At 71.2% G+C, this 12,871-nt stretch carries 11 protein-coding genes; all 11 read right to left on the bottom strand.

The features are described from left to right. The 11 genes from ABD858_RS11675 to ABD858_RS11625 all read right to left on the bottom strand — a co-directional run bounded on the left by ABD858_RS11675 (position 1) and on the right by ABD858_RS11625 (position 12,859). Positions 1-354 (bottom strand): hypothetical protein, encoded by a 354-nt coding sequence (locus tag ABD858_RS11675; RefSeq protein WP_345036310.1) that lies wholly within the window; start codon positions 352-354, stop codon positions 1-3. Positions 355-506: 152 nt separating this feature from the next. Continuing rightward, a complete protein-coding gene (locus tag ABD858_RS11670; RefSeq protein WP_345036308.1) occupies positions 507-911 on the bottom strand; it encodes a globin in 405 nt (134 codons plus the stop codon). A 129-nt stretch (positions 912-1,040) separates the two neighbouring features. Continuing rightward, positions 1,041-1,925 (bottom strand): hypothetical protein, encoded by an 885-nt coding sequence (locus ABD858_RS11665; protein ID WP_345036307.1) that lies wholly within the window; start codon positions 1,923-1,925, stop codon positions 1,041-1,043. 63 nt (positions 1,926-1,988) lie between these two features. Then, entirely contained in the window at positions 1,989-3,323 is a 1,335-nt protein-coding gene (locus tag ABD858_RS11660) for a Dyp-type peroxidase (protein ID WP_345036305.1), read from the bottom strand. 20 nt (positions 3,324-3,343) lie between these two features. Beyond that, positions 3,344-4,357: a hypothetical protein gene (locus tag ABD858_RS11655; RefSeq protein ID WP_345036303.1), complete on the bottom strand. Its 1,014-nt coding sequence runs from the start codon at positions 4,355-4,357 to the stop codon at positions 3,344-3,346. A 44-nt stretch (positions 4,358-4,401) separates the two neighbouring features. Beyond that, positions 4,402-4,935, bottom strand: a complete 534-nt coding sequence (locus ABD858_RS11650; protein ID WP_345036301.1) for a hypothetical protein — start codon at positions 4,933-4,935, stop codon at positions 4,402-4,404. 132 nt (positions 4,936-5,067) lie between these two features. Then, positions 5,068-6,255 (bottom strand): FHA domain-containing protein, encoded by a 1,188-nt coding sequence (locus ABD858_RS11645; protein WP_345036299.1) that lies wholly within the window; start codon positions 6,253-6,255, stop codon positions 5,068-5,070. Between the two features lie 73 nt (positions 6,256-6,328). Next, positions 6,329-7,654, bottom strand: coding sequence for a VWA domain-containing protein (locus ABD858_RS11640; RefSeq protein WP_345036297.1), 1,326 nt, complete (start codon positions 7,652-7,654; stop codon positions 6,329-6,331). Positions 7,655-7,706: 52 nt separating this feature from the next. Next, positions 7,707-8,957, bottom strand: a complete 1,251-nt coding sequence (locus ABD858_RS11635; RefSeq protein WP_345036295.1) for a PP2C family protein-serine/threonine phosphatase — start codon at positions 8,955-8,957, stop codon at positions 7,707-7,709. Positions 8,958-8,960: 3 nt separating this feature from the next. Beyond that, a complete protein-coding gene (locus ABD858_RS11630; RefSeq protein WP_345036293.1) occupies positions 8,961-11,555 on the bottom strand; it encodes a serine/threonine-protein kinase in 2,595 nt (864 codons plus the stop codon). Further along, positions 11,552-12,859, bottom strand: coding sequence for a hypothetical protein (locus ABD858_RS11625; RefSeq protein WP_345036291.1), 1,308 nt, complete (start codon positions 12,857-12,859; stop codon positions 11,552-11,554). Before ABD858_RS11625 ends, ABD858_RS11630 begins: the two co-directional genes overlap by 4 nt. Between the last annotated feature and the right edge of the window lie 12 nt (positions 12,860-12,871).

Here is a 12,871-nt window from a genome sequence, read left to right as displayed (position 1 = left end):
TCAGTGGTGCTCCTTCCAGGAGGAGCAGGCGTCGGGTGCGAGCGGGAGGTTCTCGCAGGCGCGGATCTTCCAGACCACGTTGGAGCTCGAGCCGGAGCTGTTGCAGAGGCCGCCCTTCTCCTCGACACGGCGATAGGAGCCGTCGGGGTCGATCGTCCGGTAGTAATTGGTGTAGACGCTGAAGCCGTCCACTTCCCTGTCACAGACCCCGGCGATCTGATGATTGGACGTGATGTAGGCGTAGTCGCTGCCCTGGTAGACGTAGAAGGAGCTGCCGAAGGCGGAATTCACGCCCAGCAGGGCGGTGGTCGCGCCGATCAGGGCCGCACCGATACGCATGGTTCTCCGACGCACGTTGAACCTCCACAAGAAGAGGGACATCCGCGGGATGCGGATGCCCGTTCGATGTGTTGCCGAGGTGAAGTTAGTGGCCGGAGTGACGCAGGCGCAGTACGGAGCGTGGGACTTGGCCGGAACTGGACGTAGCGGGCCGGATACGTACCGTGTCAGCCCGCGGTGTTCACCATGGAGGCCGCGGCGTAGGTGAGGTACTTCCAGAGCTGCCGCTCGTGCTCCTCCGCGAGGCCCAGCTCGTCCACGGCCGCCCTCATGTGGCGCAGCCAGGCGTCGTGCGCGGCCTGGTCGACGGCGAACGGCGCGTGGCGCATACGCAGGCGGGGGTGGCCGCGGTGCTCGCTGTAGGTGCGGGGGCCGCCCCAGTACTGCATCAGGAAGAGGGCCATACGCTCCTCGGCCGGGCCCAGGTCCTCCTCGGGGTACATCGGCCGCAGCAGAGGATCCTCCGCGACTCCCTGGTAGAACCGGCGGACCAGTCGCCGAAAGGTCGGCTCGCCGCCGACCTGCTCGTAGAAGGTCTGCTCCTGAAGCGTGCCGCGGGGAATCTCGTTCACTGGTCAATCGTCTCAGATGCTCCGGCGGAGGTCCTGGGTCCTAGGTCCCCATCACGGCTTGAAGGCGCTCGCCTCCCCGGCGGGGAGCAGGCGTGTGGGCGTTCGCTCATGCACAGCCCGTGTCCCTGGTCAGCGCGTCTCACCGGTGGCCGGGATGTCGCTCCTCCGCCTGCTGAGCACCGCGGCGATCGGCAGGGCTGCGGCCAGGCCGCTGAGCAGCACCGAGGCGAGCGCGCCCAGGACGGCGGGCTCATTGCCGAAGGCGATGCCGACCGCGGCCAGGGCAGGCCCCGCGTTGCGCACTGAGGCGATGCTTCCCATGGTGGTGCGGCGCACCGGCGGGCCCGTGGCCAGCAGCGTGCCGACGGCGAAGGCCGCGGCTGCGAGGACGAACCCGGCCAGGAGAGTGAGTGAGCCGAGCAGCGCGAGGACATCACGCCAGTTGCCCAGGAGCATGCCCGCCAGCACGATCAGGAATGTCACATTCGAGACCCCGGCCGCCGTGGGGTGCCACGATCGTGCGGTGGATGTGGCGTAGCGGCTCAGCAGCAGGCCGATGACGAACGGTACGAGCTGCAGGAGGGCCACGGTCCGGACCAGCGCCGCGACATCGAGGGAGACCCCTCTGCCGACCTCGGCGGCGGTGAGGATGCCGTTGGCGGTCGGGGCGAAGGTGAGGCTTCCGACAGTGGCGAGCAGCACCTGCATCGCCGCGCCCGCGACGACGTCGCCGTTCTGCACCATGGCCAGCTTCGCCCCGAAGGGGCCGCCGGGTGACGAGGCGACCAGGACGAGCGCGATGAACGGCGCGGCGGGCAGGCCGAACAGCGCACCGATGCCCCAGCCGAGCAGCGGGATGACCACCATGTTGGCGGCCAGTGCCAGCAGAAGCAGCGGGACGTCGGTGAAGATGCCGCGCAGCGCCGCGACGGTGGCTCCCAGGCCGGCGGCGAACATGGTGGCCGCGATGAAGATCACGGTCACGGCGTTGAACAGCAGGTGCAGGGTGTTCATGGGGGCATTCCACCTGGGCGGGTGAGCGCCTCGGGCAGTGCCACGCCGCGCGTTGCCGCCTTGTCAGTCCCGAAGTTCGCCGAGCCAGCGCAGGGCGCTCAGGCTCGGCAGGAAGCAGTACTCGCCACCGCGTGTGACGACGAACCGCGGCAGTGGCGGCAGACGCCGTCGCAGTGGGCGCCGGGGAATGGTGAAGCCCGTGATGCCGTCGTGGGACCCGGTGATGGGGTCTCTGGCGCTGCCCGCCCCGAAGAAGACGCCGTCGTTCATCCACTCGGACTGGACAAATTCGAACTGCCGCCCGAGATGGGCGCCGATGAACGCGAACATCAGGCCGCGATCGGCCCCGTCGTCCTCCAGCACGCCCCGGGGCAGCGGCGGACCGTAGACGGCGCCGCGTCTGATCATGCGGTGCAGTCGCACTTCACCCGCCACCGAGGCGTCACGGGGGTTGGCGCGGCGGATGTGGCAGCCGCCGGGCGTGGTGAATCCCGCCGGATCGTCCTGCTGGTACAGGAAGGTGTTGCGGCGGTGCGGGTCCGCGCCCAGAGCGGGGTCGTCGTGCCGTGGACCGAGTGCCAGCGGAGCACCGCTGCGCCAGCGTCCCATGACCTTGGCTGCCAGCAGTTCCTCGTCCTCGGGGCCGGTGGCGTTGTCCTGCAGGTAGCGCCGGAACGCGGCGACCCGCTGGTGGAGTTTACGGAAGGCCGCGTAACTGCCGTTGTGCCCCAGCACCTCCGGCTGCGGCGTCTGGACGCCGCCCAGCTCGTCCGGGTAGCCGAGCACGAACTCACCGGCTTTCAACGGCACTTCCAGCTGGTTCGACCCGGCGATGCCGCTGCCTTCGATGGCCGGCTGGCTGACGCCGTCGCGGTAGCCGAAATGCTCGGTCTCGGTGGGCAGTGCGTAGCAGTCCTGCCGCCAGACCGCGGTCACACCGGGAAGGTGTTCGTACGCCGGGCGGGCCCGGTCGATGGCCTCCTCCAACCGCTCGGCGTCAGGTGCGACCGCCGTGAACACCACATGGACCTCCGACGTGCCCAGTGGCGCTTCCCAGTTCTCGGGGCTGCTCTCGCCGACATCGCCCAGCGCCTTGGCCCGGGCGGCCATTCCCTGCCGGAACTCCCAGGCGAACGTGTCCAGCGCCGTCCGTGGCACGCCCAGTGCCTCCAGCCCGTGACAGGTGACCGCGACGCTCACCCATGTCTCCCCCAGGGGACTGGCCGAGTCGGCGGCAGTCGTCACCACCGCGCTCGCACGCCGCATCAGCTCCCGTCCCTGCGCCCGGTCGTCGACGCGGAACACCAGGTACGTCGCCGCGTAGGGGGTCGGCCGCGGGCTGAAAACCCCGCGCTGGATGTCGTCGAGTTCCAACGCGCCTCGCGTATGCACGCTCACGGTTTCGCCTCCTCGTGGCACTACTTCGAGACGAGGTTCCGCCAGAAGTTCCGCAGGCTTTCGTCGCCGCCGAACAGTGAACTGAAGATCGTGGAGTCCGCCAGGAGTACGTCTCCGGCCCGCTCACCGCTGGGGGGCATCCACAGGAACATGTTGAACTCGGTGTTGCCGGCCTCGGTGAACGGATGCGGCCTGGACGTGTCGATCGGCTGCCTGGCCAGCACATGAATGACATCTGTTTCGTCGGTCGTCACGGCGTAGTGCGGCAGGTGCATGTGGAAGTTGAAGTTCGTCACCCCTTCCAGCCACCCTCTGGCGTCCAGATCCCTGACCGCCGAGAACGGGGCGATCCTGTTCGGCTCCTGCACGGCGGGACGCAACCCGTAACGGTTCTCCACGGGCACCCCGAGGCCCCGCATCAGGCCCCGGACGTGCGTGGCGAACCGCTGTTGGCGGGGGACCAAGGGATCGCCGTGATGGTGGTACTCCACGTCCCGCACCGCCAGATCGTCCGATGCCCCGACGTCGTGGTGCGGCCCCAGGACCAGACGGGCGTCCTCCCTGCCGAGGAAAGCCCGCAGCGCCTCGACCTCCCCGGGTTCGGCCTCCTGTCCGGTGATCATGTGATCCAGCCCGAACACGAACAGGGTGTCGGTGTCGGCGAGTACCCGCTCGTCGAGCGGGGTACGGAATCCGGCCTGATCGATACGTTGATACACGGGTACGGGGTGCCCGGTGATCTCCTCGACGAACTGCTGGAACGGCACCCAGGCCCAGAAGAACAACTCCAGGGATCCCGCGATGCCTTGCTGGAACCGCAAGGGATCCGACCACTTCGGGTCCTCGTAGGCGGGCCAGGTCACGCGCCGGACCTCGGTCAGGGTGGAGAACCGGTTGTCGAGCTCGGCCGGGTTCCGGCCGGCCTCGGCCGGATAGCTCCACGAGACGTAGACGCTCACCCGTCGCCGACCAGGGGTGTATGCGCGCGGGGTGTGGTTCTGGTTGTAAGTGCGTGCGGTCCTGACCTCGCTCATCTCGTCTCCGATCCGCAGTGGGACGTGTGTGCGGCAGCCCGCTCTCACTGCAGTTGGTCGAGCATCTCCGACAGGGCGCTCTTGATCCGCAGAGCCTTCTTGATCTCGTCGGCGGTGACGTACGGATACTCCCCGTACTCGATGAAGCTCGGGCAGTGGTGTTCACGCACGAACCTGACGAACCCCTCAGGGTTGGTCTTCCAGTCCTCGGGGAACCCTTCGAGGTTCTCGAAAGCCGTGCTCACTCCCGCCTTGCTGAAAAGCGCGACGGCGTCCTCCGTGTACTTGTCGAAGTCGGTGTCGAAGATCCCCTGATACATGAAACGCGTATCGTCCTCGAAGAGCACCCAGCGCAGGTAGTGCAACTTCAGCGGCGCGAGAAGGTACGGATCGCTCTCCAGCGCCTCGGCCAGGCGGTAGCCGTACTGCCGTATCGCGTCGGCCCGGCCGGGCTTGACCTTCGCGACGATGGTGAACCCGTAACACGCCGGCGTCTTCGGAAAAATGGGGCCGTACTTCCCCTGCTCGAGCTGGTCGGTCTCCTTGGGGATGACGGCCGCCTGTGGCTTGATCTCCATCTCTGCTCCTCCGCCAACTACCGGCCGGGAACAATCCCCCTCATCGTCCCACCAGGCGGTCCGGTCCGCCTGCGCACGACGCGATCCGCAGGGGCCGGACGAAAGGCCCTGCGGATCGCGTCGTGGTGCCGGTCAGCCCCGGCGGATGGTGATGGTCGTCCAGGCGCCGACATGCACGCGGTCGCCGTCCTGGAGCGGCACCGGGACGAAGGGCTGGATCGGGTCCTCGCCACTGTTGACGGTGGTGCCGTTGGTCGAGTTCTGGTCGACCACGGCCCAGAAGCCGTCCGGCTGCTGCACCAGCATGGCGTGCTTGTGCGAGACCCCCGGGTCCTCCGGCGGCACGGACAGGTCGATGTCGGGGGACTCGCCCGTGCTGTGCCGACGGCGGCCGATGGTGACCTGGTTGCCGGTGAGCGGGCGCCGCTGCTCCGGGGAGTACGCGGGCAGGTTCAGGCCGGCGGCGTCGGGGCCGCTGCGCTGCATCATCGCCATGAAGTACTCACGGTCCGGCCCGATCGTCACGCTCCAGCCCAGGGGCGCCTGGGGCTGCGGCGGGGACAGCATCCAGTCGTCGTCCGTCTGCGGCGGTTGCTGCTGGAAGGCGGGCGGTGCCGCGGGACCGGGCTGCTGGAAGGCGGGCGGTGCCGCGGGACCGGGCTGCTGGAAGGCGGGCGGTGCCGCAGGGCCGGGCTGCTGGAAGGCGGGCGGTGCCGCAGGGCCGGGCTGCTGGAAGGCGGGCGGGGGCGGCGGCCCCTGTGGTGCGGAGGGCGAGGACGGCATCGAGGGCGCGGACGGTGCCGACGGCGCGGACGGCACGGAACGCGGCGACGGTGCCGAGGGGTCGGATGTGAGCGGCTCGGCCGGGCGGTTCATCTGCGAGGGCCGGGAGCCCCGGTATTCGAACGGGTCCATCTGCGGAGGCCGCTGGGGCGACGGGAAGCCGGGCGGCGGGGTCGCGCCCGTCCCGGGGCCGGGGCCGCCGGGGCGGCCGGGCTGCGGGCGCGGCGCCAGCGGAGTGTACGAGGTCGCCGTGTTCGTCAGGAAGTTGTACCGGCACTCCTCGCAGAACGGCGCACGGGCCTCGCGCGGGGTACGGCACTGCGGGCACAGCTCCGCCTGGAAGGTGGCCTCGGGGTCGTTCCCGAAACCCCGGCCCGGCGCGGGGGGAGGCCCGGGCGGCCCGGGGGGACCGGCGGGTCCGCCGCCGAATACGGGAGGCGGCGGGGGCGGCGGAGGCACCGCACCGGTCATGCGATGGCCGCAGACCTCGCACCAGTCGTCGGAACCCGACTGGTGTCCGTTCGGGCAGGTCGGCATGTCGGTGCTTCCCCCTCTCCTCTTCCGGCCCTGGGGCCGTGCGTCGTTACCGCTTCTGTCGCTTGCCGTGTCGCTACTTCTTCACGCGAACCGTCTTGGTCGACCGGGTTTCGAGAGTCATCTCGTCGGCTTCCGCGACTTTCGCCTTCAATCGCACAGTACCTGTCGCCACGTCGACGACGTCCACCACCTTTGCAAGCAGCTTGGCGGTGTCCTCGTTGCCGGACGCCGCCGCCAGCTGCACGGCACGGCCGAGTTTGGCGGTCGCGCCGTCGAAGTCTCCCGATTTGCGGGCATCGAGACCCTGTTGGATGACCTGCGCCAGTTCGGCCTGGCCCGTGTAGTGCGCGACCTGCGGGTTGATCGAGGTGGACGCGGCCATGTCATCCGTCCACATGGCACGTACCAGCCCCTGCGAGAGGGTGTGCGGTGCGCCGCCGTCCGGTGCGGGGAGTACCAGCGAGACGCGCGCGGCGAGCATTTCCCGGCCGATGCCGGCCGCGGGGACCTGCACGCATATGTGGTAGTCGCGGGACTCGTCGCCCCACGAGCCGGTCGGATAGTCGCCGGCTCTCGGGCCCGCCTCCGTACGGCGGCCGGTCAGTTCCTCGACGGTCGGGGCCACTTGCTTGACGAACGTGATCTCGGCGCCCATGGGGGTCCACAGCCGCAGCGCGACGTCCGCGACCTCCTTCCCCATGGCGTTCTCCATCATGGCCGTGAAGTCCGCGGCCAGACCGGCGGGATCCGCGACGATGTCGGCGGTGCCGAGCAGGGCGGAGGCGACCCCGGTCACCTCCTTGACCTCCCAGTCGGTGCCGACCCCGCGGGCGTCACAGGTGAAGCGTCCCGCGCAGGCGTCGAGGGTGGCGCGCAGGTCCTCCGGGGATTCGTGCTCGTTGCGGCCGTCGGTGAGCAGAATGCCGTGGCGTATGGAGGCGTCGGTGGCGCCGAGCAGCCGGTCGGCGAGCCGCAGCCAGGTGCCGATGGCGGTTCCGCCGCCGGCGCCGAGCGTGCGCAGGGCGTCCTTGGCCTGGGCCCGCGTGGCGGCGTCGGCGACGGCGAGGCTGCCGTTGCCCGGGTAGACCTCCTTGGCCACATGCGTGCCGCCCACCACCGCGAACCTGGTGCCGTCGCGCAGGGTGTCGATGGCGGCCGCCGTCGCGTCACGGGCGTTGCGCATCTTGGTCGCCGGGTAGTCCATCGAACCCGAACAGTCCACCATGATCACCACTGCCGCGGTGGACTCCGGCATCGCGATGCGACCGCCGCTGGTGCCGCCCCCGGTCGACGTGACCGTGACGATCGCGTTCACCTCGCGGCCGCCCTCCGGGAGGTATGCGTTCTGGTACACCTCCAGGGAGAACTGCGGCGCACGGGACTTGGCGAAGTTGGCCATCTGATCGGCTCCCTGAAGCTGAAACGATATGAGAAGCGGACAAGGGCCTGTTTCAGGCGGATCCTGCCCCCGGCTGCGGCAGCGCGAACGGCACGACGGCGACTGTTACGTTGTCGTGCCCCCCGCCGTCCAGGGCGTGTCCGACCAGGACCCGTGCGCTGTGCAGCGGACGGTCGGCGGCGTCATTCGGGAGTACGCGGGCCATCTCCTCGGCCGCCTCGGCGTAGTTCCACAGGCCGTCCGTGCACACGACCACCACACCCGGGCGGTCCGGTTTGAACGAGGCCGTGTGCGGATCGAGTTCATAGGCGTCGGCACCGAGCCAGCCGGTGATCGCATGGGCACGTTCGTCGGCGTACGCGTCGGCCTCGGTCATCAGGCCCGTCGCCACCATCTGTGCCGCCCACGAGTCGTCCTCGGTGAGCCGTGCGGCGGGCGTGCTGCGGTCGTCGGGCACCCAGTACGCCCGGCTGTCGCCGACCCAGCCGACCACCAGCAGCCCGCCCGCGACCACCGCGCCGACCAGAGTGCAGGCAGGCGCGTTCTCATGCCGGTGCGGGTCGTGCTCCATGGCCCCGTGATCCCGGCCCGGACCCCCGGCAAGGGACGTGACCGCCCCCGCGGCGGCGACGATCGCCTCGTGCATCGCCGTCTGCGGGTGCGTACCGCGCGGCAGTGACCGCATCAGCACCTCGCCCGCGGCCTGGGAGGCGGCGGCCGACGCCTCGTCCGGTCGGGACGCCGAGGACACCCCGTCGCAGACGATCGCGACGACGGCGGGCGAACCGTCGGGCAGGGCCGTGGCACCGACCGCGAAGGAGTCCTCGTTGCGGTGGTGGCGCAGCCCGCGGTCGCTGACGGCCGCGACCGTGTCCAGCTCCCGTTCCATGTGGTCGCGCTCGCGCGGCTGGGCGTGCCCGCAGTTCTCGCAGTAGCCGTCCTCGTCGACCCCGCCGGCCCGACAGGCCACGCACATGGTGCGAGTCGCCGCCGCGGGCCCCGCGGCGGCGGCCGGGGCCGCGGCGCGCGGGTCGGGGAGGGGCAGTGCGTAGTCGCCGTCCGGGGCCGGGGGCTCCGGCACGCCGTCGGACCGTACGGGCCGGGCGGTGCCCGGTGGCGCGGGCGCGGCCGCCGGACGGGCCTGTTCCGTGCTCGCGGCCGTCAGGAGGACCGTGGAGTCGTCCCCCGGGTTCGGCGGCGGTACGGCCGACAGGTCGTATCCGCACGCACCGCAGAACAAGTCACCCGACTCCAGGGGCTCCTCGCAGCTGGGGCATGCGGACAGCTGAGGCATCTGCGTCATCGATCACACCCATGTCCGGGGGCGGAACCGGTTGGCCCGTTCCACCAGGTCGATCCGCTCCTCGCCGCGCTGCGCGAGCCGGGCGAGTACGCGGTACGAGCGTTCCAGGCCGAACCGCAGGCCACGCTCTTCGAGTTCACAGCCGAGCAGTCGCGGGCCGGCTCCGCCGGGCACGTTCCCGGACAGCACCCAGTCCAGCGCCGTGCCCAGTACTTCGGTGGACAGCTGCTCGCGGCGCACCGCGTCCAGGCCGAAGCCCTTCAGGGCCTCCACCTGTTCCGCGGCTGCCCGCAGATCGCCCAGCAGCGGCTCGTGCGGGTCGCGGTGGCGCAGCCTGGCCCGTACGGCGGCCACCCGTGCCGCCGTGTAGTGGATCGACGCCTCCGGCACCGACTCCAGGGTGCGCACGGCGCCGGCCCGGTCGCCCGCCGCGAGCTGGACCCGGGCCAGGTCGAACGCGGCGCTGACATAGCTCGGGTCGGTGCTCCACACGAGCCGGTAGTACTCGGCGGCGTTGTCCAGCTGGCCGAGCACCTCGGCGCAGACGCCCAGGGCCAGCTTGGGGGCCGGCTCGCCGGGGAAGGCGTCGTAGACCGCGTCGAAGGACAGCGCGGCGTGCTCGTGATCGCCGGTGACGAGGGAGGTGACACCGCGGTACCAGACCACCCGCCAGTCGTCCGGGCGTTCCGCCTCCAGCTCCGCCAGCGTCCGCCCGGCCGCCTGTGTGTCGCCCGTCTCCAGCCGGGCCCGCAGCTCTCGCAGCTGCCGCTCGGCGGAGCGGGCCGGGGCGGCCTGGAGCGCGGTGATCAGCTCGGCCGGTGCGGAGGTCATGAGCCCCGCGAGGAACACGGCGTTGGGATCCCCCGGGTCGACCCGCGGCACCGGCAGCGCGAGCGAGGTGGCGGGGCCGTCGAGCGCGGCGAGGTACGGTCCCGGGTGCCCGGGAACGCCGGCGCTCCGCGGCGCGGGGACGGCCGCGGTCTGCGTCGGCTTGAACGCGAGCCCGGCAGCCGTGGCGGCGCCCACCCGGCGCGGGCCCGGCTGCTCGCTCCTGGCCGCGCGCCGTGGCCGGTCCGCACGCGCGCCCAGCCTCGAGGCGTCGCCCGTCAGTTCGGCGAACAGTTCGGTGTCCGTGACCCGGACCTCCGGGCCGAACAGGGTGGACAGCGCGGGGCGCGGACGTCCGGTCTGCAGCGAGACGACCTCGCGCAGCACACCCGTCAGCTGCTCCGCCATCTCGGACGCCGAGGCGAACCGCCGGGCCGGGTCGGGGTCGGTGGCCCGTACCAGCAGGCGGTAGAACGACTCGTACGTCCGGAAGACCTCGATGTCGTCCGGCTCGGGCAGGCTGTCCGCGTAGACGTTCGTGTAGCCCTGGAAGTCGAAGGTCAGCACGGCCAGCGTGCGCGCGACCGTGTACAGGTCGGAGGCGACGGACGGGCCGACCTCGGCGACCTCGGGGGCCTGGTAGCCCACTGTTCCGTAGATCGCGGACTCGTCGTCGTCCATCCTGCGGACCGCGCCCATGTCGATGAGCTTGAGCTGGTCCTCGGTCTGGATGGCGTTGTCGACCTTGAAGTCGCAGTACAGCAGTTTCCTGTTGTGCAGATGCCCGAGTGCCTCCAGGGCCTCGATCCCGTACGCACAGGCCTGCTCGACCGGCAGTGGGTCACGCCGTCCGTCCGGGCCGCGCCGCTCGTTGGCGATCTCCTTGAGCGACTTGCCGCCGACGTACTCCATGACGATGTACCCGTCCAGGGAGCCCGTCCGCTGGTCGAGGTGCTCGACGAAGTTGTAGATGCGGACGATGTTGGAGTGCTCGATCTCGGCGAGGAAGCGCCGCTCGGAGATCGCCGCGGCCATGGCGTCCTGGTCGCCCGTGTCCAGCAGGCCCTTGAGCACCACCCAGCGGTCGGAGACCGCGCGATCCACCGCGAGATAGATCCAGCCGAGGCCCCCGTGCGCCAGACAGCCCATGACCTCGTACTGCCCGTGCACGATGTCACCGGCGCGCAGCTTGGGCACGAAGGAGTACGGATGACCGCACTTGGTGCAGAAACCTTCCGTGCGGCCCGGACGGTCGCCGCGCGCCCGGCCCACCGGGGCACCGCAGTCGGAGCGCGAGCAGAACCGCTTGCGCTCGGGGACCTCGGGGTTCTCCATCACCTCGGCGCGCGGATCGGGGCGCGGCACCTCCGGTACGGAGACCAGACCGGCGCCGAGCCGGTTGCGCGCGGACGCGGCCGAGGAGGATCCGGAGCTGCGCACCGAGACCGAGCGGGCCGTGGACGTGCCCGACACCGAACGGGACAGGCGACCGGAGACCGAACGCCGGGAGCTCTGCGAACGGGAGGAGGAGCGGGCGGAGCGCGCGGACGACTGGGACGACGACCCCGCGCTGCCGGCCGCCACGCCGGTGGACGGCGAGCCGGCCAGGCCTTCCCCGAGCTCTCGGCTGCGCTCGAGCAGGGGAGACCCCAATCGCGAGACCACCGGGGCCAGACCGCAGGTGTCGCAGTACAGCTCACCGCCGCCCATGTCCTCGTACGAGCCCGCGCATCCGGGACGCTGGCAGCCGGCCGTGGTGATGTCGCTCATGAATCCCCCCTGCGGTCCTCGGGACCGTACTGCCGCGGAGCCAGAACCTCCGCCGCGGCCTGCTGATAGCGCAGCACCGCCTGCTCGGCGACGCGCAGATCGCAGGGCGCGCTCCAGAGCATCCTGCGCGCCGCGTCGTACCGCTCGATCAGCAGCCGGTCCTCGGCCATGCCGTGCCGGGCGACCTTCGCCTTGTACGCGTCGAGACGGCCGCGCAGTTCGGCGCGGACCGCCAGCGGAGCGGTGACCGCCGTCAACGACTCGCGGGCCCGCTGCAGTTCGTCCTCGGCCTCCCGCTCCAGGGACTCCAGCAGCGGGGAGAGCCGGTGCCACTGCGCGTGCCTGCGGTACTCCGCGGCCGCCGCCAGCCGCTCCTGCAGCGCCGTGGGCGGACCACTGACCACAGGCACCTCGGAGGCGGCGATCTTCGCCAGGACCTCGCCGCGGGCCACCCGCGCCTCGGCCAGGGTGCGGTCGGCGCGCGAGAGCACGTCCCGCAGCCGGATCAGCCGCTGTTCGGCGTCCTGGCGCACGGTGAGCACGGCCTCGATCTCGCGCCGTATGTCCTCCAGGGCGCGGGCCGCCCTGTCGTACCGCTCCGTGTCGGGCCTGCCGCTGCCGGGCGCCGAGGCACCCGGCACGGGTGCCCAGAAGGCGAGCGGGTCCGACACCACCTGGGCGCGCAGCGCGGACAGTTCGCGCGTGATCGATTCGAGGTCGTCGCCCGAGGGGTGCTCCCCGGGGCGTACGCCGACCGAATGCGCCAGCGTACGGGTGCGGTGCAGCTCCGCGGCGAGGAGATCGATCCGGGCGGGCAGCGCCGACCACACCGCGTCGGCCGCCACGACCAGGTCCAGCGACTGCGCGTACAACTCGTTCATCCGGTCCACCAGCTCCTGGAGCGTGAACCGCTCGGTGAGCCTGGCCGGTCCGGTGAGCGTGGGCGCGTGCTGCGCCGCGGCCCCGGCGACGGTGATGCTCCGGCCGCGCAGCCGCTCGGTGAGCTGCACCAGATCGTCGCGGGACGACCAGCGGCGTCTCGAGCGCAGCTCCCGGGCGTCGTTCAGGGCCGTGCTGTAGGTGTCGAAGTACGTCCACAGCAGCGAGATGGACTGCTCGGTGGAGGCCCAGCGGTCCTCGGTGACGCCGGTGAGCGCGGCGCCCTCCAGAAGCCGGCGGCCCGCGTGGTCCTGGAGCGCGAGGAGCGAGGTCTCGATCGCCTCGTGCTCCGCGGCGAGCCGCGCCAGCGTACGGTCCACCTCGTCCCGGTCCATCACCGGCCCGGCGGGATCCGTGACGCCCATCTCTTGCCTCTC

This window comes from Streptomyces sannanensis (genome assembly GCF_039536205.1).
Taxonomy (GTDB): Bacteria; Actinomycetota; Actinomycetes; order Streptomycetales; family Streptomycetaceae; genus Streptomyces; species Streptomyces sannanensis.
The sequence above is the reverse complement of the archived record's forward strand: the minus strand, read 5'-3'. Positions and strand labels throughout refer to the sequence as shown.